The following is a 24,484-nucleotide window of genomic DNA, read 5'->3' as shown; positions in this document are numbered from 1 at the left end:
CACGACGCGCCACGTTCGGTGCGATAAACAAAAGCCAGCTTCCGTTCGAGCTGGCTTTTTTCTTATGTGCGAAGCAGCAAATTAAGACACAAGCGCCGCCCCGAGACAACGTCGCCCTTCACCGCTCGAACAAAGCTCCAACTCATCCTTGCGATTCTGTAAAATTAGCGTGTACGGGATAAATGTTCCCGTGCGCGCGATCTAAGAGCGTGCGCCACGCCCGCGACCTCCGTTTAAAGAAAAGGAAAAAGACAACAGCATGACCGACCTAACCGATCAAACCGTGGCCTCGGCTCACGACACACGGCGCCGCATCTTCGCCATCGTTGGCGCTTCATCGGGCAATCTCGTCGAGTGGTTCGACTTTTACGTGTATTCGTTCTGCGCGCTGTACTTCGCGCCGGCGTTCTTCCCGAGCGGCAACACCACCACGCAGTTGCTCAACACGGCGGGCGTTTTCGCCGCCGGCTTCCTGATGCGTCCGATCGGCGGCTGGTTCTTCGGCCGCCTCGCCGACAAGCACGGCCGCCGCACGGCCATGATGGTGTCGGTGTTCATGATGTGCGGCGGCTCGCTCGTGATCGCCGTGCTGCCTACCTACGCGCAGATCGGCGCGCTGGCGCCGGCGCTGCTGCTGGTCGCGCGGCTGTTCCAGGGCTTGTCGGTGGGCGGCGAGTACGGCACCAGCGCGACCTATATGAGTGAAGTCGCGCTCAAGGGCCGGCGCGGTTTCTTCGCGTCGTTCCAGTACGTCACGCTGATCGGCGGGCAGTTGTGCGCGCTGCTGGTGCTGGTGGTGCTGCAACAAACGCTTTCCACCGACGAGCTGAAGGCTTGGGGCTGGCGCGTGCCGTTCGCAATCGGCGCGGTCGCGGCATTGGTCGCGCTGTATCTGCGTAAATCGCTCGACGAAACCACCACCGCCGAAACGCGTCAGCGCAAGGAAGCCGGCACGCTGCGCGGTCTGTGGCTGCACAAAGGCGCGTTCATGACGGTGCTCGGTTTCACGGCCGGCGGCTCGCTGATTTTCTACACGTTCACCACCTACATGCAGAAGTACCTGGTCAACACGGCTGGCATGCATGCGAAGACGGCCAGCAACGTCATGACCGCGGCGCTCTTCGTTTACATGGTGATGCAGCCGGCGTTCGGCGCGCTGTCGGACCGCATCGGCCGCCGCCGTTCCATGCTGTTCTTCGGCTTCTTCTCGACCATCGGCACCGTGCCGTTGCTGCACGCGCTGAAAGACGTGACGAGCCCGTATGCGGCCTTCGGTCTGGTGGTGGTGGCGCTTGCGATCGTCAGTTTCTATACGTCGATCAGCGGCTTGATCAAGGCGGAAATGTTCCCGCCGGAAGTGCGTGCGCTCGGCGTCGGGCTTTCGTACGCAGTGGCGAATGCGATCTTCGGCGGTTCGGCGGAGTATGTGGCGCTGTGGCTGAAGTCGGTCGGCAACGAGTCGATTTTCTTTTGGTATGTCACCGCGCTGTGCGCGATCGCCGGCATCGTTTCGCTGCGGATGCGCGATCCGTCGAAAGAAGGGTATTTGCGTCTCGAGCCTTGAGTCTTTGAGGCTCGTTCGAGAAGCGCACTCAGGTGATGCTTGAAAACGGCGGTCCGGGGCAATCCCGGCCGTCGTTTTTTATGCGCCTCAGCAGCGATGCAAAAAACCGACTGTGCATCAACGGCAGGGTGCATGCTCACGCCACGACGATCTCCGTGCCCAACGCATGCAACAGATCGCGCAGCGTCTCGGCCTGCGCCATTTTTGCGTCGCTGCGTAGATGAATCTGCAGCGCTCGCCCCGCGATTCCGTCGACGGGTTGCGCGAGCCACAACTCCACTGCGAGGCCCAATCCTTCAGGCTGGTTGACGACGACTGGTTCGATCACACGCGGCTTGAAACAGGCACTGTCAGACATGCGAGTTACCTCAGGGCTGGTGAAGGTTCGCGTTTATCGTAATCAGTGCGCCACGCCGGACCAAGCAACAAATCCGCGTTTGCTTAGCAGAGGATGCTTAGCACAAAACACGCTTATTGCACGGGGGCTTGCCGGCGTTCAGCGCCGACGTCGCCGCATCAGACCGGTTCCGAACGATCGCTTACCATTTCGGAGACGAGTTCCTTCACTACGGCGGCCGGATCCGCGGCAACAACGGGCGCGGCCGCCACCGCGGCAACCGCGCCCGCCGCGACGGCCTGCCGAGGCACGCTCAGCGCGCCACGCGCAAGCATCAGAAGATGATAGTAAAGCCGTGTGCTCAAGCCGTAGTTGTACGCGAACAGATGCGTGAAGGCGACCTTGAACCCGGCGAGCGCCCGACGATTTCTGGCGTGAACCGACACCACGATCGGCGCGAGACGGCGCAACGCCAGCTTGCGCGACGGCTCCAGCTGCGCCGGCAGCTTCAACGCCTTGACGAACGCGTACGCGCTGACCGTTGCCGCGACCGCTGTGCCGCGCGTGCTATGCGAGATCGAGCTTGCCGTCTTTCGATACACCGAGACATAGTCGTGCAGATAGAACACCTCGCGCGCGGCGAGACAGAGCTCGGTGCCGAACACGAAGTCGCAGCACACGCCGTACCCTTCCTGGTAGCCGATCCGCTTCACGAGTTTGGCGTTGGCCATCCAGCCGTTATTCGGAAACATCTGGATCAGACCGGTTCGGCCCGGCAGCGACTGCAGGCCTTCGGCATCCTTCGTACGCCGAAATGCGGCGTTCAGGTTCGCGCTCGCCTCGAAGTCGATGGCGCCGCGGTGATCGGCTTCGTACTGGTCGCCGAATGCCACGTCAAGTTGCGGGTGAAGCGTCCATAGCGACACGAGCTTTTCGACGCTGTCCGTGGTGAGCAGGTCGTCGTCGTGGATCAGCAGGATCTTGTCGCCGCTTGCGCGCCCGAACAGGCTCGCGACGTTGCGCGCCTGGCCGAGCGGCGGCTGATTTTTCACATAGCGCACGCGCGGTTCGTGCGCGTAACGGGCCGCGACCAACTGCTCGGTGTGCGTGTCTTTCGAGTCGTCGCCGATCACGATCTCCAGATCATCGTAGCTCTGCGCGAGGCACGAGTCGATGCACGTTGCGATCAGCTCAGGACGATCGCAGGTCGGCAAACAGATGGAGACTCTGGGGCGGTGAGTGAGAGTCGAGGAGATGGACATGAGCGTCGCCTTTGTTATCTGTTGAGGGGCGGCAGCCGGTCCGCTTGGCGCACACGTCGCTGCAAGCAGAAAAATAGTCCATCACGCAGAAAAAATAATCGGTAAAAATCAGGAAGAAATGTTTGGTTTATGAAAGCCGTCAGAAGGGAAAAATTTATGCGGCTTCGCTGCAAAAAAAGCAGCAAAGCCGCTCCTGGACTGGCCTTTGATTTTTCAACCGACCGACGGTTCGCCCTCGCCGGGTTTTTTGCCCGGACGGTCTGCCGGTGACTCATCGCGTCCTTCATCGCCGCGTTCGGGCAGCTTGCTCTTCTCGTTGTCGCTATGCGCGGCAGGTTGCGGATGTTCGATGTCGGCCGGTTTGTCTTGGGCGCCTTCTTTGGTTTCGCTCATGATCCTCTCCTGGTTGGATGACATGAGCACTGCAGCAAGCGGCAGACCTGGGCTTGCACTTCGTGTCGTGATCAGGTCTTTCGCACGTCATGGAGTGACCCGGACTCGACAACCACGTAATAACCAGACAGCGAATCAGACAACGGCCATCCCGCTGCGCACACTTACAAACAAGCCCTTGACCCGTGCCCTCATTCAGCGCAACGTGGAAGGAGAACCCTATATCGCGGGAGTACGACATGTCCCTCAACTTCCCGAATCCCAGCCGCAGCTACGACGCCTCTCATCACTGCGTGAATTTCTGGGGCTACGACAATGCGCGCGAAATCGCTTTCACCGTCAACCGTTCGGTGATTTCGAATCTGAGCCCGAGCGTGGGCTCCGACGAACCGGCCGTGCTTGCCGCGTTCGACCAGCATCGCGAGCAGATTCTCACGCTAGCGCGCGGCCTGTACCTCGGCGGCCCACAGAACCGCTACACGATTTCCTGACGCAGCGCAGCGCGCTGTGCCGACGCGCGGACGTCGCCGAACGCGGACTCAAGCCACCGTTTCGCGCGGCGCGCTGCCCGTGAGCGACACGATGAAATCGTAAAACGCCCGGACCTTCGCCGGCGGATGATGCCGCGAAGGATAGAGCGCATACAGCGGATAAACCTCGTCGCCCCAATCGGGAAATAGCTCGACGAGCTTTCCGCTCGCCATCAACGACTCGGCGCCGAGCGAGAGAATCTGCGCGACGCCTTGGCCCGCCGTGCAGACACTGTGTAGCGTGCCCACGTCGTTCACGGTCAAACGACCCTGCGGCGTGATCACGATTTTCTTGCGGCCGCGATGAAATTCCCAACTGAACGGGTAGCCCGTGAGCGGATCGCGAAACTTGATGCAGACATGCTTGCCGCTTTCGAGCTCGGCCGGATTCACCGGGTGTCCATGCTTCTTCAGATACGACGGCGCGGCCACGGTGAGAATCCGCGTGTCCAGCAGTTTGCGCGCGATCAGCGTCGACACCGGCGGGTCGCCGAAACGGATCGCGAGATCGAATCCGTCGCCGACCAGATCGCCCATCTGGTCGCGGGTGATCAGTTCGAGTTGCAAATCGGGATGCTTGTCGATAAAGCCGCCCAGCCGCGGCCCGAGCACGAGGCGCGAAAAGAACGGATCCATGTTCACGCGCAAACGTCCGCGCACGGCGGTCGCGCCCTGCGCGGCGGAAGCCGCCGCTTCTTCGAGTCCACCCAGCAGCGGCACGATCTGTTCGTAGAAGCGCCGGCCTTCGTCGGTCAGCGTGACCGAGCGCGTGGTGCGGTCGAAGAGCCGGATGCCCAGACGCGCTTCGAGCCGCGCGACCGAACGGCTCACCCCGGATTGCGACATGTCGAGCATTTCGCCGGCTGCCGCAAAACTCCCGCAATCGACGATCGCCGTCAAGACGCCCATGCCGTTCAGCATGCGCTCGTCAAATGGCATGTGATAGTCCTTTGTTATTCACTAATGCGTGACATGCTAACGCGAAAGTCCGTTTGAATTCACGCGCCGGCTCGGGGAAACGCCGCCTGGTAAGGCGGACGAATGATGTCATGTCATGAGTGGAATGACAGCCAGGCTATCGCGTCAGTCGAGCGGCGCACGTTAATCTGTTGACGTTCGCCCGAAGCACCAGGACATGCGATTCTCGTCATGCATCGGGCATATTCGGACTGAACAACGGAGAACGTCCCATGTCGCGTATTTTTATTACCGGTTCCGCCGATGGTCTCGGTCAAATGGCCGCGCGTCTGCTAGTCGATCGCGGCCATCAGGTGGTGTTGCATGCGCGCAGCGCCGCGCGCGCCGATGAAGCGTTGCAAGCCGTACCGCAAGCGGAAGCCGCGCTGATCGGCGACCTGTCGAGTATCGCGGCCACGGAAGCGCTCGCGGAGCAGGTCAACCGGCTAGGCCGTTTCGATGCGGTGATCCACAACGCGGCGGTCGGCTATCAGGAGCCACGCCGGATCGCCACCGTCGACGGCTTGCCGCACGTATTCGCGGTCAATACACTGGCGCCGTACATTCTCACCGCCTTGATCCAGAAGCCGAAGCGGCTCGTTTATCTGAGCTCGGGCCTGCATCGCAGCGGCGACGCGAGCCTCGACGATCTGGCCTGGGAGCAGCGCCCCTGGCGGGGCACGGCGGCATATTCGGACTCGAAACTGCACGACGCGTTGCTGGCGTTCGCGATGGCGCGGCGCTGGCCGCAGGTGTTGTCGAATGCGCTGGAGCCGGGTTGGGTCGCGACGAAAATGGGCGGTCCGGGCGCGCCGGACGATTTGCAGGCCGCCCCGAAAACCCAGGTGTGGCTCGCCGTCAGCGACGAGCCGGCGGCCACCGTCAGCGGCGCGTACTTCTATCACATGAAGCGGTGCGAGACGCACCCGGCGGTGCGCGACGTTGCCGTTCAGGAGCGTTTGATCGAGGCTTGCGCGGGATTTTCCGGCATCCGCTTGCCGGACTGACGCAAGGTCAGGGTTAGCGGCCCGCGCCCTGAGTCGCTTGCCCGCGCACCGCGGGCGAGGCAGGCGCTTCGTCGAGGTGACGAAACACCCACGCCGACACCAGCGTGATCACGCCGACGCACACGAAGGCGAGCCGAAAACCGAGCGCGGCCGATCCGGCTTGCACCGAGAAGAGATTCACCAGCCCGCCGCCGATCGACACGCCCAGCCCGATGGCCAGCATCTGCACCATCGAAAAAAGGCTATTGCCGCTGCCGGCATCTTCATGCGAGAGGTCTTTGAGCGTGACGCTGTTCATCGCCGCGAATTGCATGGAGTTGGCCGCGCCGAACACGGCCAGAATGGCGATCTCGACCACGAGCGGCGTGCCGCGCGTAATCAGTGCGAACGCAACGATCGACGAACCGACGATGATCGTATTGACCAGCAGAAACGTGTCGTAGCCGTAGCGGCGCACGAGCGGCGCGATCCAGCGTTTGGCGACGGTGCCGGCGAGAGCCGCGGGCAGCATCATCAGACCGGAATGCAGCGGCGAGTAACCCAGTTGCAATTGCAGCAGCAAGGGCACGAGAAACGGCACGGCGCTCGAACCGATGCGGCACACCAGGTTGCCGATCAGGCCGACGCTGAAGTTCGGTTCGCGAAAGAGCGACAGCTTGAAGAGCGGGTTGACGCTGCGTCTCGCATGCGGAATGTAGGCGAGCGCGGTCACGGCGGCGAGCGCGAACAGCGCCACTGACCATGCCGCGCGGTGCGTGGGCGCGGGCGCGTCGACGGCGAGCGAGAACGCGATCATGCACAGCGAGAGCAACCCACAGCCGACGAAGTCGAACGGCGGCGCCTTTGTTTCGCCATGCGATGGCAAAAACCGCTGCACCGCGTACAGACCCACGGCGCCGATCGGCACGTTGATCAGGAAGATCCAATGCCACGTGATCGCCTGAACGAACCAGCCGCCGAGCGTCGGGCCGGCGATCGGCCCGAGTTGCCCGGCCACCGAAATGAACGCGAGCGCCGCGACATACTGGTCGCCCGTGACGCTACGCAGGACGGCGAGCCGCCCGATCGGCAGCAGCATCGAGCCACCTACGCCTTGCAGCACGCGCGCCATGACCAGTTGGCCGAGCGTATGCGCGCTCGCGCAGCAGATCGAGCCGAGCACGAACACGAGAATGGCCGCGAAGTAGACGCGCCGCGTGCCGAAGCGGTCGGCGAGCCAGCCGGATGCGGGCGTGAGCATCGCCATGGTCAGGGTGTAGGCGACCACGATCGGCTGCATCGCGAGCGGCGCGACGTGCAGGCTGTTGGCAATCGACGGCAGCGCGGTGTTGACGATCGTCGTGTCGAGCGACTGCATGAAAAAGCCGGCGGCGACGATCCAGAGCAAAGCGGTCTGGGAAGAATCCTTGGTCATTTTTTACGGGGCGACGGGGCGGCGGCGCTGGCGGGCGGCCGCCCCGGCCCTTGGCATTCAGCGGGGGCAATTCCGTCATCATATTGACATCCTCGTCAATCGGGAACCCCACTAGGGGCGTTGACTGTTATCGACTTTGCCGATGAGCAGCGCGACAATGCCCCATGCTCAATCCCATCTGGCTCAAGACTTTTTCGACCGTCGCGGCCTGCCACAGCTTCACCGAAGCGGGGCGGCGGCTCGACCTGACGCAATCGAGCGTCAGCGAACACATCCGGCGGCTCGAACAGAGCGTCGGCCGGCGCCTTTTCGTGCGCGACACCCATTCGCTCGCGATGACGCCGGACGGCGAAGCCATGCTCGCGCACGCCAGCGTGATTCTGCAGGCGCTCGCGCGGGCCGAATCGCAGTTTCGCGCGCCGCGTCTGAAAGGCCGCGTGCGGCTCGGTTCGTCGGACGATGTCGCGCTCGGCCCGTTGCCTACGGTGCTGGCCGCGTTTCGCGACGCGCATCCGGATGTCGAGCTGGAAATTACCATCGGCATGACCGGTAAGCTGTATGAACTGCTCGACGCCGGCGCGATCGATCTGCTGGTCGGCAAGCGGCGTCTCGGCGACCGGCGCGGCGTGCCGCTCTTCACCGGGCGGCTGGAGTGGCTGGCGCGCGCCGGCACGCTGGTCGATCTGAGCCAGCCGTTGCCACTGATTCTGGTTGCCGAGCCGAGCGTGACGCGAGCCGTCGTGCTCGACGCGCTCGCCGAGGCGGGCTTTAGCTGGCAGTTGGTGTGCACGAGCAGCAGCCACGCCGGTTGCATCGCGGCCGCGCGCGGCGGGCTCGGCATTACGGTTCGTCCGCAGTATCTGGCGGCGCGGGGTCTCGCGGCGCCCTTGAACATGGCGAGTCTGCCGACGCTGCCGTCGGTGGAATTCATCGCTCTGGCGGCGAAGCGGCTTAGCCGGCCGGCGGGCACGCTGCTGCAATTGCTGCACGACAGCGATCTGCGCGGGTCGTGGATCGGAGAGTAAGTCGAGGCGCGCGTTCCCGGGAGCGACATCGCGAGTCGCCATAACGCTGCCCGCCTGCGCGTCCGATGGGGAATCTACGAGATGCGTTCGGTACCGGTAGGATTCCAGAATAATTCGCTGGCGCCACACCTCTCTTTGTACGCGCCCATCAATTGATCCTACTCAATCCCGGCGGCGCCCACCGGCGAAACAGGCACGTCGCGGCCTGTTGCGCGTTTACCGCGCCCGCCAAAATATTATTTTTTGGCCGCGAAGCGAATCGCTATACTTTCCATATACGGTTCATTGTTCCATATAAGGAACATTTAATCGTCCACGTGCGCGGGGGCCGCACGTCCGTCCACGTGCGCGGGGGCCGCACGTCATAAGCCAGAGCGCCAAAACCAGCCAGAGCGATAAAAACCACGATGACCAAGAATCTGACCATCAATCTACGGATCGCGATCACCATCGCGTTTCTCGGCGCGCTGCTGATCGCCACCGGCGTGCTCGGCATTCTCGGCATGAACGAAAGCAACGAGGCGCAGCGCGACGCCTACACGGTCCATTTCGCCTCGGTCGTCGCGCTCGGCAAATCGGGCACGGCCATGTCGCGGGCGCGTTTCGGACTCGACTGGGCAATGAGCAACCCGCACTCGCCGCAGCTGAATACGCAACTCGAGCGTGCGCGCATGCTGCTCGGCGATTCGGATAAATGGTGGAACAGCTTCCGCGATCTGCCGAAGACGCCCGAATTGCAGCGCCTCACCGACGACCTCGACATGAAGCGCACCGCCGTGCGCCGCGACGGCATCGACAAACTGATCGAGGCGATCCGCACGGGCGACGCGAGCTGGATGGACGAAAGCCGCGCGAATCATCTGATCGGTCTTTACACGGCGATGAACGCGAGCCAGGGCGCACTGGAGGACTATCTGAACCAGCAGGCGAGCGACGCCAGCGAGCGTTCGGCTGCGCTCTTTCATACGCTGCTGGTCGCGTGCATCGGCAGCATTCTGGTGGGGCTGACGGTTGCGTTCATCAGTTGGCGCACGTTGCGCCGCGCGATCATGGCGCCGCTGAATGACGCGTTGCGCCAGTTTGACGCAATCGCCGCCGGCGAACTGACGACTCACGTGCCGATTCGTTCGAACGACGAAATGGCGACCCTCTTGCGCGGCGTCGCGTCGATGCAGGACAAACTCGGCGCCACCGTCACCACCGTGCGAGCCGGTTCACATTCGATCGCGTCGTCGACGCAGCAGATCGCCGCCGGCAATCTCGATCTGTCGCAACGCACGGAGGAACAGGCCGCGTCGCTCGAAGAAACCGCGGCGGCGATGGAGCAGCTCACGTCGACCGTGCAGTTGAACGCGGAGAACGCGCATCACGCGAGCGAACTCGCGTTGCGTGCCTCGGAGATGGCCGCGCGCGGGCGCACTTCGGTCGGCAGCATGGTGGAGACGATGCGCGTGATTCACGCGGGTTCGTCGAAAATGACCGGCATCATTACCGCGATCGAAGGCATTGCGTTTCAGACCAATATCCTCGCGCTGAACGCCGCCGTCGAAGCGGCGCGCGCAGGTGAGGAAGGGCGCGGTTTCGCGGTGGTGGCGGGCGAGGTGCGCAGTCTCGCGCAGCGTTCGGCGGCGGCCGCGAAGGAAATCGGCTCGCTGATCGCGGAGTCGACTTCGCGTGTCGAGAGCGGCGCGGGGCTCGTCAATGACGCGGGCGATACGATGCAGGACATCGAAGCCGCGATCGGGCGTGTGGCGCGTATCGTCGGCGAGATTGCGGCGGCGTCGAAAGAACAGAGCGAGGGCATCAAGCAGGTGAGCCTCGCCGTCACGCAGATGGACGAGGTCACGCAGCACAATGCGGCGCTGGTCGAGGAAAGCGCGGCGACCGCGAACTCGCTCGCGGATCAGGCGCGGCAATTGAGCGAATTGACCGCGGCCTTCAAAGTCGCGAGCGATGCGGCGCAGCGCGAACCCGCTTTCTAACTGAACCGAACTGAATTGCCTTTGAGCGCGCGGCGCTCAGGCCGGCAGCTTGCGGAACGAAATCGCGAAGCGGTTCCATGCGTTGATCGCGGAGACCAGCAGCGTCAGATCGACCAGTTCTTCGTCGCTGAAGTGCGGGCGCACCGCTTCCCAAACCGCGTCGGGCACATGCTCTTGCGATACCAGCGTCAGCGCTTCCGTCCATTCGAGCGCGGCGCGTTCCCGGTCCGTGAAGAACGGCGTTTCGCGCCAGACCACCACGGTTGCCAGACGGCGGTCGGTTTCGCCGCCCTTGCGGGCGTCGGTGGTGTGCATGTCGACGCAGTATGCGCAGCCATTGATCTGCGAGGCGCGCAGACGAACCAGTTCGGTCAGCGATTTTTCGAGGGCCGATTTGCCGATGCGTTCTTCAACTCCGATCAAGGCCTTGATCGCGGCGGGGTTGGCTTTGTAGAAGTCGAGACGTTGTTCCATGATTCACTCCTGAGTTGGGTTGAACGCATTCCGTGATGCGATGAGTGAAGATTAGGCGCATGACTGGTTTTGTGAAATGACCGATTTCGGCTATTTTCAGGTAACCACTTCGACTCAGTGACGGCGAACGCGTGCGGCAGGCCGAGCGTCCTTACCGATGGTAATGGCATCGTTGCCGGGCATCGGGCGATTCGGTATGGTGGGTCATTCACCTATCTACCCATCCGACGAGATTGCGCATGACTTCCGCCGCAGACCAACAACCGCCGCCGATCCGCACCGACGTCCTGATCGTCGGCGCCGGCCCCGTGGGGCTTTTCGCCGCTTTCGAGGCGGGCGTGATCGGCCTGTCCTGCCAGATCGTCGACGGGCTCGACAAGGTCGGCGGCCAGTGCATCGAGCTCTATCCGGACAAGCCGATCTACGACATTCCCGCCATTCCGTCGTGCACCGCGCGTGAACTGGTCGAGCGCCTGCTGGCGCAATGCAAGCCGTTCGATCCGCCCATCCATCTCGAACAACGGGTCGAGTCGGTCGAACAAAACGACAACGGACGCTGGACAGTACGTACCGATCGCGGCCTCGTGTTCGATGTCGCGGCGATCCTGCTGGCCGCCGGCAACGGCGCATTCGTGGCGCAAAAGCTGGCGCTGGCCGAAGCCGTGCCGCTGGAGTCGCGCCATGTGCACTACAGCGTGCCACGTCTCGCGGACTTCGCCGACAAGGTCGTGGTGGTGGCGGGCGGCGGCGATTCCGCGCTCGACTGGGCGCTGGCGCTACGCAAGGTCGCGCGCCGGGTGACGCTGGTGCATCGGCGCAGCGGTTTCAGTGCGGCTGATTCGAGTGTCGAGTCGATGCGGCGCGCGGTCGAGGCGGGCGAGATGGACTTCATCGTCGGCGCGATTGCGGGGCTCGACGTCGAAGGCGATGCATTGAAGTCGATCACGTTGCGACATATCCAGGGCGAGACGCAACTCGCGGCCGAGCATCTCGTCGCGCTATACGGGCTCGTCGCCGATCTCGGGCCGATCGCGCAATGGGGGCTATCGATTCACGCCGGGCGCGTCGATGTGGATACGTCGAACTACGAGAGCTCGCGGCCCGGCATCTTCGCGGTCGGCGACATCGCCAACTATCCGAACAAGCAGAAGCTGATTCTGTCGGGTTTTCATGAGGCGTCGCTGGCGCTGCGCCGCGCGTACTCGTACGCTTATCCGGACAAAAAGCGTGTGCACGTGCATTCCAGTTACGACGCGAAGCTGGCGGAAAAGGTTAGTGCCGCCGGGTGACTATCTTGCGGAGATATCGAGTTCCTGATTGATCGAGCCGGTAGTGATCCGCAGGTCACTACCGGCTCTTTTCTACACGCCGTTTATTTCCCGGCGGGTTGACTCGTGGCCGCGGCCGCGCTGGCTTGCTTGTCCTTCTTCTTGGCTTCGTGATGGCCGACCGCGCAGCCGGCGGCCGCGCCCGCTACGCCGTGGTCACCCGCAACGTGGCCGGCGACGCCGCCCACGACCGCGCCTTTCGTACAGCCTTCGGCTTGCGCGGCGGTGCAGGTGAGTGCCAGCGCGGCAGCGAGAGCGAGGGTGGTGAATGCTTGTTTCAATTGCGACTCCTGTTGTTTGATGATGGTGCGATCAGGGAGTAGCAATTGCGGGGCCCGGCGATCCAGCCGGCGCTTTTCTCGACGCGGAGTCTGGCGCCGGGCCTGTCGCGTGGACCTCAGGTGAAACCATAGGCGAAGCAGGCGCTGATTGGCGGTGTATGCTTTTGGACGTAGCCCTTATTTCTGACCACAATGAAACAGCTTGATGTCCCTTCCGCCGGCGAAAACGGCAAGCCCGCCAAAGGCCCGGCCGCGGTCCGCCCGAGCGCGGATGTCGAGGTCGATTACTGGGCACTGCTGCAGGCGATCGAAGACTATGCGATCTTCCTGCTCGATCCGACCGGGCGGATCGTGAGCTGCAATGCGGGGGGGCACAAGCTGACGGGTTACTCGGACCAGGAGATCGTCGGCGAGCACTTTTCGCGCTTCTATACCGAGGAAGCCGTGGCGCGCGGCTGGCCCGCCTACGAACTGCAACAGGCGTCGCTGACCGGCCGCTTCGAGGACGAAGGCTGGCGTATGCGCAAGGACGGCACGACCTTCTGGTCGAATGTCGTGATCACGTCGATGCGCAACGACGCGGGCATACTCACCGGCTTTGCCAAGATCACGCGCGATCTGAGCGCGCAACGCGAGTACGTGGAAGCGCTGCGTCAAAGCGAAGAGCGTTTCCGTTTGCTGGTCGACTGCGTCAAGGATTACGCAATCTTCATGCTCGATCCGCAAGGCTACGTGGTGAGCTGGAATTCGGGCGCCGCGCGCATCAAAGGCTATACGCGCGAGGAAATCGTCGGCCAGCATTTCTCGAAGTTCTACGTACCCGAGGAAGCGGCGGCGGGCAAGCCCGCGCGCGAACTGGCGATTGCCCGGCAGATCGGCCACGTCGAGGACGAAGGCTGGCGCGTGCGCAAGGACGGCACGACCTTCTGGGCCAACGTCGTCATCACGGCGGTGCATGACGAATCGAACCGGCTGCGCGGCTTCGCCAAGGTCACGCGCGATCTGACCGAGCGGCGTCAGCGTGAAGAACTGGAGCGTTCGGGCGAACGCATGCGCCAGTTTCTCGCGACCCTCGCCCATGAATTGCGCAATCCGCTCGCGCCGGTACGCAATGCGATCGGCGTGATGCAACTCGAAACCGGTGTGAGCCCCACGCTGGCGCGTTCGCGCGACCTGATCGACCGGCAGGTCACGCACCTCACGCGCCTCGTCGACGATCTGCTCGACGTCGGCCGGATCATGTCTAACAAGGTCGAGTTGCGCCTCGGCCGTGTCGATCTGGCCGAGGTCATGGCGCGCGCGATCGAGGCGGCCCGGCCGTTTACGGATGCGCACGAGCAGCGGGTCGTCCAGCATATGCCCGACGATCCGGTGTTCGTTCGCGGCGACATGACGCGTCTCGTGCAGGTGTTGCAGAACCTCTTGCACAACGCGGCAAAATTCTCGCCGGTCGGCAGTGTCATCGACGTCGCGGCACGGATCGACTACCACATGGCCGTGCTCGAAGTGCGCGATGCGGGTTGCGGCATTCCTGTGCGCTCGCTCGACAAGATCTTCGAACTGTTCGCTCAGGAAAAGGACGGGCAGAATTCCGGCGAGGGCGGTCTCGGCATCGGCCTCACGTTGTGCAAGTCGCTCGTCGAGTTGCACGGTGGCAGCATTATCGCGAGCAGCGAAGGGCTGGGCTGTGGCAGCACCTTCACGCTGAGTCTGCCGCTGGCCGCCGCGCCGCCCGAAGCGACGGGCGATGCGGCGAGCGCGGCGAACGCCGAAGTGGGGCCGCTGCGCATTCTGCTGGTCGACGACAATCGCGATTCGGCCGACAGTCTCGCGATGCTGCTCGAACTCAAAGGCCACGAGGTGCGCATTGCCTACGAGGGCGAGCAGGCGGTGCAGGTCGCGCCGCGCTTCTTGCCCCACCTCGCCGTGATCGACATTGCGATGCCGAAGATGGACGGCTACGCAACCATCGCGGCGCTGCGCGCGATGCCCGATCTCGTCAATACCCTGTACGCCGCCATGACCGGCTTCGGCCACGCGAGCGATCGCGAACGCAGCCGTGAAGCCGGTTTCCATGCGCATCTCGTGAAGCCGGTGGGACTGGACCTGTTCGATGCTTTGCTGGCCGACGTGGAAGGGCGGCGCAGCGGACGCGGTCCCGGTTAGCCGTTCGCACAACGCACGCTTCCTTCATACCAGAGCGGTGTGATGGCTTGCGTGCATCGCAATTCCTGATTCCTGAAGAAAGTGTTGCGAGTCCCGGCGTTCGGCGCCTGAGGCACGCCGCTTGCTGAGCGTCTTTTGTGCGCGGCGGCCCCCTTGAGAGTCTGCCGGCAGCAGAACAGCTTCAGGGAGGCACGATGCTCAATACGCGTGATCGTGCGGCCAGCGTCGATGCGCGGCCGCCGCAAAGCTCCGGCATGACCGCGTCTCGCGATTCCCATGTAGCTTCGGGCGGGGCGGGGAAGGGCGCGGAACCTGTCGCGTCGCTTGAAAATTTTCTGCGTGACACGCGTTTCGATCCCAACGACCCCGTCGCGCTCGGCGACGTGTTGCGCGCGCTGGTCGAACGCGGCGATGACCGTGCGCCCAACGTGCCCTTGCCGGGACACGGCGAGACGCTCGTACGCTGGCGCACCCTCGCGGCGGTGGCCGCGTGCGATCTCGGGCTCGTCAAGCTATTCGAAGGGCACACGGATGCGCTTGCGATTCTTGCCGAACTGCAGGGCCCCACGCCGCCTGTGGGAAGCCGCTGGGGTGTCTGGGCCGCCGAGCCGCCCGACGCCCGTGTGCAGGCGATCAAGGTAGGAATCCGAAGCGATGGCGAGGACCTTCGTCTTACCGGCACGAAAGCCTGGTGCTCGGGCGCGCGTGTCGTTACGCATGCGCTCGTTACCGCATGGTTGGACGATGAGCCGGTACTGGCGGCCGTCGCGATGGATCAGCCGTCCATCTCGATCGACACGTCGAAGTGGCAAGCCGTCGGCATGCAAGCCACAGCAAGCGCTGACGTGACCTTCGATCAGGCATCGGCGACGCTCGTGGGCGGCGCGCATTCCTATGTACGGCGTCCAGGCTTCTGGCATGGCGGCGCCGGTATCGCCGCGTGCTGGTATGGGGCCGCCGCGCAGATCGGCCGGATGCTGCGCGACGCGTGCACGCAGCGCGCGGATCCGCATCGGCTCGCCCATCTCGGCGCGGTCGAGGTGGCATTGGCCGGCGCGGCCGCGGTATTACGCGAGACCGCCGCGCACATCGACGCCTATCCGCTAGCCGACTCGCAACGCGAGACCATGCGCGCGCGCCTCGTGGTGGAAGAAGCCTCGACTGCCGTGATGAATCACGCGACGCGTACGCTTGGCGCCGGCCCGTTGTGCCGCAACGCGCGCTTCGCGCGTGCGCTGGCGGATCTGCCGGTGTTCCTGCGGCAGAGCCACGCGGAGCGCGATCTCGCCGCGCTCGGCGAACTGATCGCCGCGGCGGGACCCGCCGACGGTCGCGATGGTCCTGATGCCGGAGGTGCCCCGTGGATGCTCTGACACGATGCACGGAGGGCCGCTGACATGAGCTCGCCGGCTACCTATTTCGATGAACTCTATCGACACAGCGACGATCCGTGGAAGTTGCGCGAAGGCTGGTACGAGAGCCGCAAGCGTTCGTTGACGCTCGCGTTGTTGCCGCGTCCGCGCTACCGGAGCGCGTTTGAACCCGGCTGCGCGAACGGCGAACTGACCGTCGAGCTGGCGAAGCGCTGCGATACGCTGCTCGCCGCGGATCTGCACGAGCGCGCGGTGCAACTGGCACGCGAGCGCGTCGCCGACGCGCCGCACGTCCGCGTCGAACAGCGCACGGTGCCGCGTGAGTGGCCGACGGAGGCCGGACCGTTCGATCTGATCGTGATCAGCGAATTCGCGTATTACCTCGATGCGGCGGAGCTCGAAACGCTGGCTTCGCGGATCGCGGCCTCGCTCACCACGGACGGCACGCTGCTCGCCTGTCATTGGCGCCGGCCCTTCGCCGAAGCGCTCGAAACCGCTGATGCGGCGCATGCGCTGTTCGATGCGCGCTGCGGCCTCACGCGTCTCGCGCATCACGATGAAGCCGATCTGCTGATCGACGTCTGGTCGCGCGACGCTCGGTCGGTCGCGCAACGCGAGGGGCTCCTATGATCGGCGTGATCGTTCCGGCGCATAACGAAGAGGCGTTGCTGGCGCCTTGTCTCGCGGCCTTGATCGCAGCCTCGCGCCATGAGGATCTGGCGGGCGAAACGGTGCGCATCGTGGTCGTGCTCGATGCATGCGACGACTTCACCGGCGCGATCGCGCGTGCTTACGGTGTGGAGACGCTGACGCTGAAGGCGCGCAATGTCGGCATCGCGCGCGCAACCGGTGCGGACTTCCTGCTGGCGGACGGCGCGCGCTGGCTCGCGTTCACCGATGCCGACAGCCGCGTCTCGTCGGGCTGGCTGGTCGCGCAGCTTTCGCTGGAGGCGGACGCGGTGTGCGGCTCGATTGCCGTCGACGACTGGACCGCGCACCCGCACAGCGTGCGCGAATACTTCCGCAAGACTTACGTGGATGCCGACGGTCATCGTCACATTCACGGTGCGAATCTCGGCGTGTCGGCCGACGCGTACCGGCGCGCGGGCGGTTTTCCGCCGCTCAAGTGCAGCGAGGATGTCGCGCTAGTCGACCGGCTGATCGCGATCGGCGCGCGCATCGCGTGGAGCGCGGCGCCACGTGTGATTACGAGCGCGCGCGCGGCGGCTCGCGCTCGTGGCGGCTTCGGCGATACGCTTGCGGCGTGGGCGGCCGCCGGATAAGAAGGGGCGCCGGGGCGCCGCTCGCTGTGCAAGGAGGGCGACATGATGGAAGCGATCTTGCTGCTATTCGGTCAGGGCAGGACGCTCGACCCGCTGCAGATGGCCATGCGCGCGATCGTCGTGTTTCTGATCGCGCTGGTGCTGATCCGGATCTCGGGCCGGCGCTCGTTCGGACAACGCTCGCCGTTCGATTCGGTAGTGGTGATTCTGCTCGGCGCGACGCTGAGCCGGACCATCGTCGGCGCGTCGCCGTTTATCGCCACGGTCGTGGCGTCATTCATGATTGTCGGGTGTCATCGGCTGCTGGCGTGGGCATGCATGCGCTCGCGCGCGCTGGAGCGGCTGGTGGGCGGCGTCGAACGCGAGGTGTTCAGCAACGGCGCGTTCAACGCGCGCGAGATGGACGCCGCGCTGATCAGCCGAACCGACGTTCAGGAAAGCGTGCGCCAGAAGACCGGCTCACGTTCGATGGAAAACGTGGCCGCGGCGATTCTCGAGCGCAACGGCGAAGTGAGCGTGATCCGCAAGAAGGCGTGAAGCGATCTGTTCAGCCCCGCCCGCCGCGCGAGATTTCCTCGCCGGCGCCGCGCGGCATGCGCAGCGTGACCGGAATCGACGCGAACGAGCACAGCCCGACCACCAGAAACGCCGGCCAGAAATCCGACCATGTGATGCCCGGATGCCCATGCAGCACGCGCGAGATCTGCAGCACGATACCGCCGATCGTCACGCCGAGGCCGAGCGACATCTGTTGCACGACGCTGCCGAGGCTTGTGGCGCGGCCGACGTCGCGCGTGGCAATTTCCGCGTAGGTGAGCGAGTTCAGACTCGTGAATTGCAGCGCCGGGAAGAAGCCGCCGAGCAACACGACGACCCAGATGATCCAGGTCGGCGTGCCGGGGAAAAACAGTCCGCAGGCCGCGATCGAGAGCCCCGACAACGCGGCGTTGACCACCAGCACCGAACGGAAACCGAAGCGGTGCAGCACGCTCGAGGCGACCGTGCGCATGAACATGCCGCCGAACGCGGACGCGCACGTGATCAGGCCGGATTCGAACGCGCTCATGCCGTGGCCTTCCTGCAGCATCAGCGGCAACAGGAACGGCAACGCGCCGAGGCCGATCCGGAACAATGAGCCGCCGAGCACGCTCGCCTGGAATGTCGGCACCTTGAAAAAGCGCAGGTCGAGGAGCGGAAGCGGGACGCGCTGCGCGTAGGCGACATAGGCCGCGAGCAGAACGGCGCCGCACGCGCACATGCCGAACGCGTCGCGATTCGATATCAGTTCGCCGCCGACCAGCGACAGCCCGAGCAGAAGCAGCACCGCACCCGCCGCCGACAGAAAAAAACCGATCCAGTCGAGCGGACCCGGATCCGGTTCGCGCGTGTTGGCGATGTGCCTGTTGGTCAGATAGATGCCGAGAATGCCGATCGGCACGTTGATGAAGAAAATCAGACGCCAGTGCAGGTACGTGGTGATGAAGCCGCCGAGCAGCGGCCCCGCGGCGGGGCCGAGCATCGCGGGGACGCTCAGATAGTTCATCGCGCGGATGAAATCGGACTTGTGCACCACGCGGAAGATGATGATCCGCCCGACCGGCACCATCATCGCGCCGCCTACGCCTTGCACGAAACGCGCGAGCGTGAAGGTGGCGAGAGAATTCGACGCGGCGCACAGCAGCGAGCCCGTCACGAAGATGCCGATCGCCGTGCGGAAAATCGTGCGTGCGCCGAACCGGTCGGCGAGCCAGCCGCACACGGGGATGAACACGCCGAGTCCCAGCACATAGCTCGTCACCGCGATTTTCAGCGTGACCGGATCGCGCCCGAAGTCGCGCGCCATGGCGGGTAGCGCGGTAACGATCACGTTCGCATCGACGCTTTCCATGAACATCGCGCACGCGACGATGAGGGGCGCAATCAGGGCTTTCTGGACGGCGGTCATGAAGGCGGCTGCGGCGAACAATCGCGGGCAAAGGGGCCATTATTGCACCTGTACGGTGCGGATTGTTAACACCGCACGGGCCGATGCCACCCTTTTTAGCGGTGAATCGATTGCGCGTGTGACCGGCGTGCAACAGCCTTCGGTCTTTATTGATATTTGTTGCAGTGCGGCAGAAGATGGCTATAATCGGGTTATTGCCTAGGTATAAACCCTATACAGGAGTCTGCCATGAACACCGCTTCCAACGCTTCCGCCGTCCGCGCTACCGTCGCCGCCAACAACACTTTCTTCGGCAAGCTACGCGCCTTGGCCCTGCACGCACTGAACCTGCACCTGCAAAACTGCGCCGTGATCGCCGAAGCGCATCGCCGTCCGGAGTAAGACAACAGCCGCGCGCCACACGCGCTGACCGACAGAGCAGGGCGCAGACAGGCGCCGCATCTGTCATGCGCACGGCGCCACGGCTTAGCATTATTTCTGCGTCACTCATGCCCGCCAGGCCGCAATGTCACCGCGGCCCGCCGGCATGCGCAGCGAGCGCCGCGCGATCCGGTTCCTCCACCATTCGAATGTCGTTGCAGCGGCGGCACGCGCGCAATTCGCCCCGTGTGAGCGTCTTTCGTGATGCCGCTCGTGTTCCGATCTCGTCCGGCAGCGGCCCGCACATCGTGGTTTGAGTTAGTCGCGGGCGTGGCTCGGCACCCTCACTACGGCCTTGCGCTCCATGGTCGCTCGCGTGGCCAGTGCGCTCATCAATAGCGCCATCGACACCAAGCCGACCAGATACACGCCTGCCATCATCCAATCCTGTTCCGCCATCTTCATTCTCCTTCGAGTACCGAATTTCACCCGGCAAGTGCGCCGCGTTTCACTGAGCTATTGCTCTCGATTACGGCACGCGAAGAGAAAATCTTGATGCTGCGATTCAACGCTTTCGAGCGATACGGCATGCGCACCCACCCGACGTAACGTCGAATCTTCATTCGCAGCGCGCAAATAGCGTTTAAACTTCAGCCCCCTGTCGGCTACCGGGCGCGCCTTATCGCCACACGATCGGCAATATCGACCGTTTTACTCACGCACATCGCTGCGGCGCGCCGCGCAGCGCTTTCAGATCCAATGGCCGGCTCAGGTTAAACCCCCGCAATACGTCTGACGCTGTCAACCTTTTTACCCCTGTGCCGTTATCCATTTGTAATCGCCAATAACCAGCGATGCCGCGGCAGACGATCCGTCGTCGCAACAGTTCCACGCAAGGCCCAGCATTGACCATGTTCCATCGATATAACTATAAATTCGACCGGCTAGGCGCGATGTTCGACCGTGCATCGAAAGCGCTGGGCAACAGAGGACTTCTCTCGCCTGTGCTAGCGCTCGTGATTGGCGTGCTGCTGCTGGTCGTCTTGCAACACCTCTCGCAAGCGGTCGACTACCGCTCGGTGATGCGCGAGTTGCGTCGACTGACGGCCGGCGAATGGAGCGCCGCGCTCGGCGCCACCGCGCTCAGCTATGTGGCGCTGGTCGGCCGCGATGCCGTCGGTTTGCGCTATCTGGGCGCGGCCGTGCCGCGTGTGGCGCTGTGGATCGGCGCAACGGCGGGCTCGGCGCTCGGCAACGCCACCGGCTTCGGCGCGCTGACGGGCGGCGCCGTGCGCGCGCGCGTCTACGGCGTGGCGAGCGTCACGCCCGCGCAGATCGGCCGCATGACGGTGTTCACGAGCGTGTCGCTCGCGCTCGCACTGGTGCTGATGACGGCGCTCGGCATGGTCGGCGTGGCCGGCACGCTCGCGCCGATGCTGCATCTCGAACCCATCACGCTGCGTTGGATCGGCATGGCGCTCCTCGTCGTACTCGCGTTGGCGGCCGCCGCATGCCGCGGCGAAACGCGCCCGGTGCGCACGCGCTGGCAGTGGCTTTCGTTCGATATTCCCGCGCGCCGCGACCTGCTCGCGCAAGTGGCGCTCGCGGTGCTCGACGTGGTGGCCGCCGGCCTCGCGTTGTGGGCGCTGCTGCCGCATGCGGACGTGAGCTTCGTGACCTTCATCACGGTCTACGCCGCGGCCATGCTGCTCGGCATGATCGGCCACACGCCCGGCGGCGTCGGCGTGTTCGAAGCGGCGATGGTATTCACGCTGAACGGCAGCGTGCAAACGCATCAGATGGTTGCCGCCTTGCTCGCGTACCGCGCGATTTACTTCGGTGTCCCGTTGATCGTCTCGGCCGCGCTGCTTGCCGGTTTCGAAGGCCGCGCGCTGAAAAGCCGTTTGCCGCTGCAGCACGCCGCTGCGGCGTCGAAGCTCGCGCCGCTGTTTCTGAGTCTCGTCACGTTCGTGGTCGGCGGCATGCTGGTGATTTCCAGCGCGACGCCCGCGTTCTGGCACCGCATTCACATGCTGCGCAACGTGCTGCCGCTGTGGGTGCTCGAAAGTTCGCAGATGCTCTGCAGTGTGCTCGGCGTGCTGCTGCTGTTCGTCGCCCGTGGTTTGCTGCGGCGCCTGGATGCCGCGTGGTGGATGACGCTGCTGCTGGCGGTGCTGAGTCTTGCGTTGTCGCTGACCAAAGGTCTTGCGTTCGTGGAAGCCGGCGTGCTCGGCATGCTGGTCGTGTTGCTGCTGTCCACGCGCCAGCGTTTCAACCGTCATTCGTCGCTGTTCGCGGAGCGCTTTACGGCGGGCTGGCTGGTGTCGGTTGCGATGGTGCTGATGCTCGCCACGTGGGTCATGCTGTTTGCTTTCCGCGACGTGCCGTACACGCGCGACCTGTGGTGGCAGTTCGCTTTCGACGAACGCGCGCCGCGTGCGTTGCGCGCGACGCTGGCCGCGAGCCTGTTCGCCGCGACGTTCTCTTTCTGGCAGTTGCTGCGTCCCGCGCCGGGGCGCTTCGTCAAACCGGCGCCGCAAGATCTGCACGACGCGGCGCGCATTGTGCGTGCACAGGAACGCAGCGACGCCGGCCTCGCGCTGATGGGCGACAAGAGCTTTCTGTTCTCCGAGTCGCGCAAGGCTTTCCTGATGTACGCGAAATACGGCCGTACGTGGGCCGCTTTGCACGATCCGGTGGGTCCGCGCGAAGAGTGGGCCGGTCTGATCAGCAAGTTCGTCGCGCTCGCGCACACGCACGGCGGGCGCGCGGCGTTTTATCAGGTGCGCGCCAACGCATTGCCGCTTTACCTCGACGCCGGTCTCACCCTGATGAAGCTCGGCGAGGAAGCGCACGTCGTGCTCGACGATTTCGACCTGAAGGGCTCGCATCGCGCGCATCTTCGCTATGCGCTCAAGCGTGGCGAGCGTGACGGCTTCACCGTCGAAGTGATCGATCAGGCGAACGTGCCCGCTTCGCTCGACACGCTGCGCGAGATTTCCGACGGCTGGCTCGATAGCCGCGATGCGCGCGAAAAGAGCTTCTCGGTGGCCGCCTTCACGGACGAATACCTCGCCGCGCAATCGGTGATGCTGGTGCGTCAGAACGGCGAGCCGGCCGCGTTCGTCACCTTCATGACGACCGACATGAATACCGAGGCGACGGTTGGCGTGATGCGTCATGTGGAAAGCGCGTCGCCGTATGCCATGGAATATCTGTTCACGCAGTTGGCGCTGCATCTGAAGCAAGCGGGTTTTCGCTCGCTCAGTCTGGGCATCGCGCCGCTCTCCGGCATGCAGCCCACGCCGCTGGCGTCGCGCTGGCACCGGTTCGCCGGCATCGTATGGCGCTTCGGCGGCCGTTTCTATAACTTCCGCGGACTGCGTGCTTTCAAGAGCAAGTTCCAGCCGCATTGGGAGCCGCGCTACCTCGCGGCGTCGGGTTCGGTGGGCGTGTTCTTCACGCTCGCGGACCTGTCATTGCTGGCAGGAGGCCGGCGTTCATGACATTGCATTCGTTGTTCAAGCTCGCTCTTGCAGCGAGCCTCGTGACCGGTGGCACGTTCTCGCATGCCGCGACCACTACGGTGCCCGGCGGCCGTTACGGCGACGTCACGGTCACTCAGCCGACCGGTCCGTTGCGCGGCTTCGTGGTGCTGTACTCGCAAGCGAGCGGCTGGAGCGCGGCGGACCAGCAGAGCGCTGATGCGCTCGCCAAGGCCGGCGCGTTGACCGTCGGTGTCGATACGGCTCGCTATGCCGCCAATCTGGTCGCGAAGAAAGAGGCCTGCCATCAACTGGTGGGCGATGCGGAAGCGTTGAGCCATCAACTCGAACGGCAATCGCAATCGAGCCATTATTTCGCGCCGATCGTCGCAGGGACGGGCCAGGGCGCGACGCTCGCCATGCACGTGCTCGAACAGGCGCCGTCGAATACGATTGCCGGCGCGGTCGCGGTGGATGCCGAGCACACGCTCGATCCGCGCTTTCAGCCTTGCCCGCCGGACCCGACGATTATCCGTGACAAGGTGCCGGGTTTCGTCGAAAAGGCGGCCACGGGTAACGCCGATCGCGCGCGCCTCGTCGCGTTGCTCACGCCGCATTTGCAGGCCGTGTCGACGAGCGACGACGACGTCTCCGATCTGCCGCTCATCGAATTGCCGGCGGCGCATCCGAACGGCCTGATGGCAATCGTGATTTCCGGCGACGGCGGCTGGCGCGATCTCGACAAGACGATCGCGCAGGCTTTGCAGAAAGACGGCGTCTCCGTGATCGGCTGGGACAGTCTGCGCTATTTCTGGAGCGAAAAGCCGCCCGCGCAGACCAGCCGCGATCTCGCGCGCGTGATGCAAACCTACGGCGCGCGCTGGAACGCGCAGCATATCGCGCTCATCGGCTATTCGTTCGGCGCGGATGTGATGCCGTTCGCGTATAACCGTCTGCCGGAAGAGTTGCGCGCGAAGGTGTCGCTGATCGCATTGCTCGGCTTCGCGCCCGATGCCGATTTTCAGATTCGCGTGGGCGGCTGGCTCGGCATGCCGGCAAGCGACAAGGCGTTGAAGGTCCAGCCGGAATTGACGCGCGTGCCGCCCGCCATCGTGCAGTGCTTTTACGGCGAGAACGAGAAGGACACCTTGTGTCCGACGCTGACCAAAACCGGCATCGAGGTGATTCGCACTTCGGGCGATCACCACTTTGGCGGCGATTACAACTCGCTTGAAAAGCGTATTCTCGGCGCTTTCAGGAAGCAGAGCGGCGTGCATTGATCGTCGCATCGCGAGGGTGTGCCGCCGCCCCCGCGCTC

General features: G+C 64.2%; 24 protein-coding genes. 15 read left to right on the top strand and 9 right to left on the bottom strand.

The genetic code is table 11. The features are described 5' to 3' along the window. Positions 1 to 259: 259 nt before the first annotated feature. Positions 260 to 1,564: an MFS family transporter gene (locus tag HF916_RS39965; protein ID WP_168794224.1), complete on the top strand. Its 1,305-nt coding sequence runs from the start codon at positions 260 to 262 to the stop codon at positions 1,562 to 1,564. A gap of 136 nt (positions 1,565 to 1,700) precedes the next feature. Here the strand turns inward: HF916_RS39965 and HF916_RS39960 are convergent, their stop codons facing one another. The 3 genes from HF916_RS39960 to HF916_RS39950 all read right to left on the bottom strand — a co-directional run bounded on the left by HF916_RS39960 (position 1,701) and on the right by HF916_RS39950 (position 3,556). Next, positions 1,701 to 1,922, bottom strand: coding sequence for a hypothetical protein (locus HF916_RS39960; RefSeq protein WP_012433250.1), 222 nt, complete (start codon positions 1,920 to 1,922; stop codon positions 1,701 to 1,703). 158 nt (positions 1,923 to 2,080) lie between these two features. Next, positions 2,081 to 3,163 (bottom strand): glycosyltransferase family 2 protein, encoded by a 1,083-nt coding sequence (locus HF916_RS39955; protein WP_168794223.1) that lies wholly within the window; start codon positions 3,161 to 3,163, stop codon positions 2,081 to 2,083. A 213-nt stretch (positions 3,164 to 3,376) separates the two neighbouring features. Beyond that, on the bottom strand, positions 3,377 to 3,556 hold the full coding sequence (locus HF916_RS39950; RefSeq protein WP_206001966.1) for a hypothetical protein: 180 nt from the start codon (positions 3,554 to 3,556) through the stop codon (positions 3,377 to 3,379). A gap of 239 nt (positions 3,557 to 3,795) precedes the next feature. Here HF916_RS39950 and HF916_RS39945 point away from each other — a divergent pair, with 239 nt between their 5' ends. Continuing rightward, positions 3,796 to 4,047: a DUF1488 domain-containing protein gene (locus HF916_RS39945; RefSeq protein ID WP_168794221.1), complete on the top strand. Its 252-nt coding sequence runs from the start codon at positions 3,796 to 3,798 to the stop codon at positions 4,045 to 4,047. 48 nt (positions 4,048 to 4,095) lie between these two features. Here HF916_RS39945 and HF916_RS39940 read toward each other — a convergent pair whose 3' ends face one another. After that, positions 4,096 to 5,025: a LysR family transcriptional regulator gene (locus tag HF916_RS39940; RefSeq protein WP_168794220.1), complete on the bottom strand. Its 930-nt coding sequence runs from the start codon at positions 5,023 to 5,025 to the stop codon at positions 4,096 to 4,098. A 251-nt stretch (positions 5,026 to 5,276) separates the two neighbouring features. Here HF916_RS39940 and HF916_RS39935 point away from each other — a divergent pair, with 251 nt between their 5' ends. Next, a complete protein-coding gene (locus tag HF916_RS39935) occupies positions 5,277 to 6,050 on the top strand; it encodes an SDR family NAD(P)-dependent oxidoreductase (protein ID WP_168794219.1) in 774 nt (257 codons plus the stop codon). Between the two features lie 13 nt (positions 6,051 to 6,063). Here HF916_RS39935 and mdtD read toward each other — a convergent pair whose 3' ends face one another. After that, positions 6,064 to 7,464, bottom strand: a complete 1,401-nt coding sequence (gene mdtD, locus HF916_RS39930; protein WP_168794218.1) for a multidrug transporter subunit MdtD — start codon at positions 7,462 to 7,464, stop codon at positions 6,064 to 6,066. A gap of 164 nt (positions 7,465 to 7,628) precedes the next feature. Here mdtD and HF916_RS39925 point away from each other — a divergent pair, with 164 nt between their 5' ends. Further along, positions 7,629 to 8,489 carry a LysR family transcriptional regulator gene (locus HF916_RS39925; RefSeq protein ID WP_168794217.1) on the top strand — a complete coding sequence of 287 codons (861 nt, stop codon included), beginning with the start codon at positions 7,629 to 7,631 and terminating at the stop codon, positions 8,487 to 8,489. Between the two features lie 407 nt (positions 8,490 to 8,896). Continuing rightward, positions 8,897 to 10,471, top strand: a complete 1,575-nt coding sequence (locus HF916_RS39920) for a methyl-accepting chemotaxis protein (protein WP_168794216.1) — start codon at positions 8,897 to 8,899, stop codon at positions 10,469 to 10,471. A gap of 36 nt (positions 10,472 to 10,507) precedes the next feature. Here HF916_RS39920 and HF916_RS39915 read toward each other — a convergent pair whose 3' ends face one another. After that, entirely contained in the window at positions 10,508 to 10,945 is a 438-nt protein-coding gene (locus HF916_RS39915) for a carboxymuconolactone decarboxylase family protein (RefSeq protein WP_134455874.1), read from the bottom strand. A gap of 239 nt (positions 10,946 to 11,184) precedes the next feature. On the opposite strand from HF916_RS39915, the gene HF916_RS39910 reads away from it, so the two are divergent. Beyond that, positions 11,185 to 12,234: an NAD(P)/FAD-dependent oxidoreductase gene (locus HF916_RS39910; RefSeq protein WP_168794215.1), complete on the top strand. Its 1,050-nt coding sequence runs from the start codon at positions 11,185 to 11,187 to the stop codon at positions 12,232 to 12,234. Positions 12,235 to 12,317: 83 nt separating this feature from the next. On the opposite strand, the gene HF916_RS39905 is transcribed toward HF916_RS39910, so the two are convergent. Further along, positions 12,318 to 12,554, bottom strand: coding sequence for a hypothetical protein (locus HF916_RS39905; protein ID WP_168794214.1), 237 nt, complete (start codon positions 12,552 to 12,554; stop codon positions 12,318 to 12,320). A gap of 192 nt (positions 12,555 to 12,746) precedes the next feature. Between HF916_RS39905 and HF916_RS39900 the strand changes: the two genes are divergently transcribed. The 5 genes from HF916_RS39900 (at position 12,747) to HF916_RS39880 (ending at position 17,913) form a co-directional block, all read left to right on the top strand. Further along, positions 12,747 to 14,720, top strand: coding sequence for a PAS domain-containing hybrid sensor histidine kinase/response regulator (locus HF916_RS39900; protein WP_168794213.1), 1,974 nt, complete (start codon positions 12,747 to 12,749; stop codon positions 14,718 to 14,720). A gap of 194 nt (positions 14,721 to 14,914) precedes the next feature. Continuing rightward, a complete protein-coding gene (locus HF916_RS39895; protein WP_168794212.1) occupies positions 14,915 to 16,093 on the top strand; it encodes an acyl-CoA dehydrogenase family protein in 1,179 nt (392 codons plus the stop codon). A gap of 24 nt (positions 16,094 to 16,117) precedes the next feature. Beyond that, complete coding sequence (locus tag HF916_RS39890; RefSeq protein WP_168794211.1) at positions 16,118 to 16,723, top strand: class I SAM-dependent methyltransferase; 606 nt, start codon at positions 16,118 to 16,120, stop codon at positions 16,721 to 16,723. Next, a complete protein-coding gene (locus HF916_RS39885) occupies positions 16,720 to 17,376 on the top strand; it encodes a glycosyltransferase (RefSeq protein ID WP_168794210.1) in 657 nt (218 codons plus the stop codon). The genes HF916_RS39890 and HF916_RS39885 overlap by 4 nt, the downstream gene beginning before the upstream one ends. Positions 17,377 to 17,418: 42 nt before the next feature. After that, the gene (locus tag HF916_RS39880; RefSeq protein ID WP_168794209.1) at positions 17,419 to 17,913 is read left to right on the top strand and encodes a DUF421 domain-containing protein; all 495 of its coding nucleotides are present in this window, start codon (positions 17,419 to 17,421) and stop codon (positions 17,911 to 17,913) included. Between the two features lie 10 nt (positions 17,914 to 17,923). On the opposite strand, the gene HF916_RS39875 is transcribed toward HF916_RS39880, so the two are convergent. After that, complete coding sequence (locus HF916_RS39875) at positions 17,924 to 19,321, bottom strand: MFS transporter (protein WP_168794208.1); 1,398 nt, start codon at positions 19,319 to 19,321, stop codon at positions 17,924 to 17,926. Here HF916_RS39875 and HF916_RS39870 point away from each other — a divergent pair. Beyond that, positions 19,320 to 19,523 carry a hypothetical protein gene (locus tag HF916_RS39870; protein WP_168794207.1) on the top strand — a complete coding sequence of 68 codons (204 nt, stop codon included), beginning with the start codon at positions 19,320 to 19,322 and terminating at the stop codon, positions 19,521 to 19,523. The genes HF916_RS39875 and HF916_RS39870 overlap by 2 nt on opposite strands. 26 nt (positions 19,524 to 19,549) lie before the next feature. Next, positions 19,550 to 19,702 (top strand): hypothetical protein, encoded by a 153-nt coding sequence (locus HF916_RS39865; protein WP_165923831.1) that lies wholly within the window; start codon positions 19,550 to 19,552, stop codon positions 19,700 to 19,702. A 297-nt stretch (positions 19,703 to 19,999) separates the two neighbouring features. On the opposite strand, the gene HF916_RS39860 is transcribed toward HF916_RS39865, so the two are convergent. Further along, a complete protein-coding gene (locus tag HF916_RS39860) occupies positions 20,000 to 20,140 on the bottom strand; it encodes a hypothetical protein (RefSeq protein ID WP_168794206.1) in 141 nt (46 codons plus the stop codon). A gap of 494 nt (positions 20,141 to 20,634) precedes the next feature. Between HF916_RS39860 and mprF the strand changes: the two genes are divergently transcribed. Further along, on the top strand, positions 20,635 to 23,187 hold the full coding sequence (gene mprF / locus HF916_RS39855; protein ID WP_240975862.1) for a bifunctional lysylphosphatidylglycerol flippase/synthetase MprF: 2,553 nt from the start codon (positions 20,635 to 20,637) through the stop codon (positions 23,185 to 23,187). Next, on the top strand, positions 23,184 to 24,446 hold the full coding sequence (locus tag HF916_RS39850; protein WP_168794204.1) for a virulence factor family protein: 1,263 nt from the start codon (positions 23,184 to 23,186) through the stop codon (positions 24,444 to 24,446). The genes mprF and HF916_RS39850 overlap by 4 nt, the downstream gene beginning before the upstream one ends. The last annotated feature ends 38 nt before the right edge of the window (positions 24,447 to 24,484 follow it).

Origin of the sequence: Paraburkholderia aromaticivorans, from assembly GCF_012689525.1 — a bacterium.
Taxonomy (GTDB): Bacteria; Pseudomonadota; Gammaproteobacteria; order Burkholderiales; family Burkholderiaceae; genus Paraburkholderia; species Paraburkholderia aromaticivorans_A.
This window is presented reverse-complemented; position numbering and strand designations above follow the sequence as displayed.

Coding starts and splice junctions, on each gene's coding strand:
- HF916_RS39895 (WP_168794212.1), top strand. CDS start 14,915: ATGCTCAATACGCGTGATCGTGCGGCCAGCGTCGATGCGCGGCCGCCG.
- HF916_RS39910 (WP_168794215.1), top strand. CDS start 11,185: ATGACTTCCGCCGCAGACCAACAACCGCCGCCGATCCGCACCGACGTC.
- mprF (WP_240975862.1), top strand. CDS start 20,635: ATGTTCGACCGTGCATCGAAAGCGCTGGGCAACAGAGGACTTCTCTCG.
- HF916_RS39965 (WP_168794224.1), top strand. CDS start 260: ATGACCGACCTAACCGATCAAACCGTGGCCTCGGCTCACGACACACGG.
- HF916_RS39920 (WP_168794216.1), top strand. CDS start 8,897: ATGACCAAGAATCTGACCATCAATCTACGGATCGCGATCACCATCGCG.
- HF916_RS39870 (WP_168794207.1), top strand. CDS start 19,320: ATGAAGGCGGCTGCGGCGAACAATCGCGGGCAAAGGGGCCATTATTGC.
- HF916_RS39960 (WP_012433250.1), bottom strand. CDS start 1,922: ATGTCTGACAGTGCCTGTTTCAAGCCGCGTGTGATCGAACCAGTCGTC.
- HF916_RS39880 (WP_168794209.1), top strand. CDS start 17,419: ATGATGGAAGCGATCTTGCTGCTATTCGGTCAGGGCAGGACGCTCGAC.
- HF916_RS39935 (WP_168794219.1), top strand. CDS start 5,277: ATGTCGCGTATTTTTATTACCGGTTCCGCCGATGGTCTCGGTCAAATG.
- HF916_RS39885 (WP_168794210.1), top strand. CDS start 16,720: ATGATCGGCGTGATCGTTCCGGCGCATAACGAAGAGGCGTTGCTGGCG.
- HF916_RS39875 (WP_168794208.1), bottom strand. CDS start 19,321: ATGACCGCCGTCCAGAAAGCCCTGATTGCGCCCCTCATCGTCGCGTGC.
- HF916_RS39950 (WP_206001966.1), bottom strand. CDS start 3,556: ATGAGCGAAACCAAAGAAGGCGCCCAAGACAAACCGGCCGACATCGAA.
- HF916_RS39940 (WP_168794220.1), bottom strand. CDS start 5,025: ATGCCATTTGACGAGCGCATGCTGAACGGCATGGGCGTCTTGACGGCG.
- HF916_RS39860 (WP_168794206.1), bottom strand. CDS start 20,140: ATGGCGGAACAGGATTGGATGATGGCAGGCGTGTATCTGGTCGGCTTG.
- HF916_RS39900 (WP_168794213.1), top strand. CDS start 12,747: ATGAAACAGCTTGATGTCCCTTCCGCCGGCGAAAACGGCAAGCCCGCC.
- HF916_RS39890 (WP_168794211.1), top strand. CDS start 16,118: ATGAGCTCGCCGGCTACCTATTTCGATGAACTCTATCGACACAGCGAC.
- HF916_RS39850 (WP_168794204.1), top strand. CDS start 23,184: ATGACATTGCATTCGTTGTTCAAGCTCGCTCTTGCAGCGAGCCTCGTG.
- HF916_RS39865 (WP_165923831.1), top strand. CDS start 19,550: ATGAACACCGCTTCCAACGCTTCCGCCGTCCGCGCTACCGTCGCCGCC.
- HF916_RS39945 (WP_168794221.1), top strand. CDS start 3,796: ATGTCCCTCAACTTCCCGAATCCCAGCCGCAGCTACGACGCCTCTCAT.
- HF916_RS39955 (WP_168794223.1), bottom strand. CDS start 3,163: ATGTCCATCTCCTCGACTCTCACTCACCGCCCCAGAGTCTCCATCTGT.
- HF916_RS39915 (WP_134455874.1), bottom strand. CDS start 10,945: ATGGAACAACGTCTCGACTTCTACAAAGCCAACCCCGCCGCGATCAAG.
- mdtD (WP_168794218.1), bottom strand. CDS start 7,464: ATGACCAAGGATTCTTCCCAGACCGCTTTGCTCTGGATCGTCGCCGCC.
- HF916_RS39925 (WP_168794217.1), top strand. CDS start 7,629: ATGCTCAATCCCATCTGGCTCAAGACTTTTTCGACCGTCGCGGCCTGC.